Consider the following 2,428-nt stretch of genomic DNA (forward strand, 5'->3'; position numbering starts at 1 on the left):
TGAACCGAAGTCTCCCCAACCTGTGTTGTCTCAGCGGGAGAGTCTACCACTGCCTGAACCGAAGTCTCCCCAACCTGCACCGTCTCGATGGGAGAGTCTACCGGCTCCTGAACCGAAGTCTCCTCAGCCTGCACCGTCTCGATGGGAGAGTCTACCACTGCCTGAACCGGGATGGATTGTTGTGTCTCCGTAGGCAGGGGAGTGCTCTGTGAGCTGTCTGGCTCAGCCGGTAAACTGTGCTCTCTGTCCTGCTGTTTGGTATATTTGGCCTGATTGGAGATCTTACCCAGTGCTAGAAAACTCCGTTTAAAGGCCTCTAGATTGCCTTCTTGAGCCTGCTGATAGGTGTTTTGGAGAACGCGGGAATAGAAGCCGGACAGGAGTTTGTCAAAGTCCGGACGACGACCTTTTTTCGACTCTCCAGGTTTCAATGCCTCCGAGTCTCCCTTTTTTATAGCGTGCTCAGAAGCAATCGACTTAGTAGAAGCAGCAAGTCTACCCTCAACAGGAGACTCCTTTTCTTGGGTGATCTGTGCAGGAGTAGTAAGTCTACCTTCCTTGGGAGACTCTACCGCAGCGGCTTCCTGTGTAGAGGTGGGAAGTCTACCCTCAATGGGAGACTCTGTTGCACCATTCTCCTGAGCAGGATCAGCAAGTCTACCCTCAATGGGAGACTCCACGGTAGCAATCATTTGAGTAGAGTCGACGAGTCTACCCTCAACAGAAGACTCCTTTTCTTGGGCGATCTGTGCAGGAGTAGCAAGTCTACCTTCCTCGGGAGACTTCTCTTCCTCGGGAGCCTGTACAGGAGCAGAAAGTCTACCTTCCTTGGGAGACTCTACCGCAGCGGCTTCCTGTGTAGAGGTGGGAAGTCTACCCTCAACGGAAGACTTTCTTGCTGAGAGCCTCTCTGTTGTTGCCTGTGCTGGTTGGCTGTCTGGTGACGCATCAACGATCAGAGGAGACTTCCGCTTTTTCGAGTCTACCGCCTGTGAGGGAAAGGGGGCGTCAGGCGACCGTAAAAGTCTGTTCAGTATTTCACTCGTGAAACGCATAATGATACGCCTGCGAAGTTCTGTTTCCACTCCCTCGGATTGGAGTATCTCCAGCAGTGATTGAATAAGCTGTCTCTCATACCTCTTATCACTGCTATTCTCTTCGCCCTGCACAATATTATATAAAGCGCAACGTTGCCGAATTCGGCGTGCAAATTGCTGCACTTTGGGACGACTATCATGAATGAGATGATCGAGAGCTTGAAATGATGATGGAGGGGCATAACCCTGCAACGGAAAGATGAGCTGTATATTTTCGCTAGTACGGCGCTTAAAAAGCAGATTCAGGCATGACATAACGACAACGTACTTATGCGTTGTGTCATAACCCCAGTGGATTCTTTTCGCTAGTTCGCGCACATTCTTCAGTGTCACAATAGCGACCTGCTCTCCCATTTCATCATTCGGGAGCAGGACGTTTTGTTTGACTTCAGCCTGTGCCAGAAACCTGACAATAAACTCAATACCCTTCGCGGGCGGTGCGAAGATCTTGTCAATGAGCTGCAAGATCTTCTGGTCGATCTGGTCGGAGACCTCACCTAAACCCCGTACGGCCTGAAGTGCTTCAGCGGTGAGCTGGCTGGCTTCCTGGCCTTGTCCCCCAGAATTTTTGCTGTTTCCTAAACGCATTTTTGCCTCACTAAACCGTACGACCAGGCGTAACAGTTTTTTTCATCTCTATGGATCGAGTATTTCGATATTCAGGTTTATGTGATTTATGAAAGGCGACCGAGTTTTCAAGTTGGACAGTCGCCGAGTTGGCTTCAAGTATTTTTTACGTGATAATGTTGGCTATCTTCTACGATTCTTCTGCATTTGTCAAATGCCAGACACTGACATATTACACTGACAGAATGCATTTTACTAGTGAAAGACTCGACTGGTAATTACTTATTACTGACCGGCTTTTGAGCACGGTAATGCACCTAACAATGGTGGGGTTTTCGCCCAACCCTGGTGGGGTTTTCGCCCAACCCTGGTGGGGTTACGCACAGGACTTTTGGTTTTCACTCCCCAAAAACTCCTGGTACCTGTTTTCTTGTATAACAGCCTCGGACCTTTCTCTACGTCTGGATGCCTGCTTTCAAACAGGAATTCTAAAAATACTAGAAAATCACCTGACCACGGTGGGGTAATTTACATTCTTCTTATTCTACTATTTAACAATCTAAAATATCGAAGAAGCATTTGATAAATTCGCTATTTAGTCGAGAAATGTTTTCGTTGCTACCTCTCGATGCACCGAACCCTGGTGGGGATAAAAGAGTGTCAGGCGATGACGGAATGCACCCAACCTCGGTGGGGTAAAAGAGTGCAAAGGGGAGGCATAATGCGCCCAACCCTGGTGGGGGTAAGATGCACAAAATGAGGAC

The 2,428-nt window shown here is 48.8% G+C and carries 1 protein-coding gene; it reads right to left on the reverse strand.

All coding sequences use genetic code 11. From position 1 onward, the window contains the following. Positions 1 to 1,685 (reverse strand): hypothetical protein (locus tag EI42_RS33265; RefSeq protein ID WP_211326172.1); only part of this gene is annotated, 1,685 nt, incomplete at its 3' end. Positions 1,686 to 2,428: the final 743 nt, after the last annotated feature.

It is taken from the genome of Thermosporothrix hazakensis (assembly GCF_003253565.1).
Classification (GTDB): Bacteria; Chloroflexota; Ktedonobacteria; order Ktedonobacterales; family Ktedonobacteraceae; genus Thermosporothrix; species Thermosporothrix hazakensis.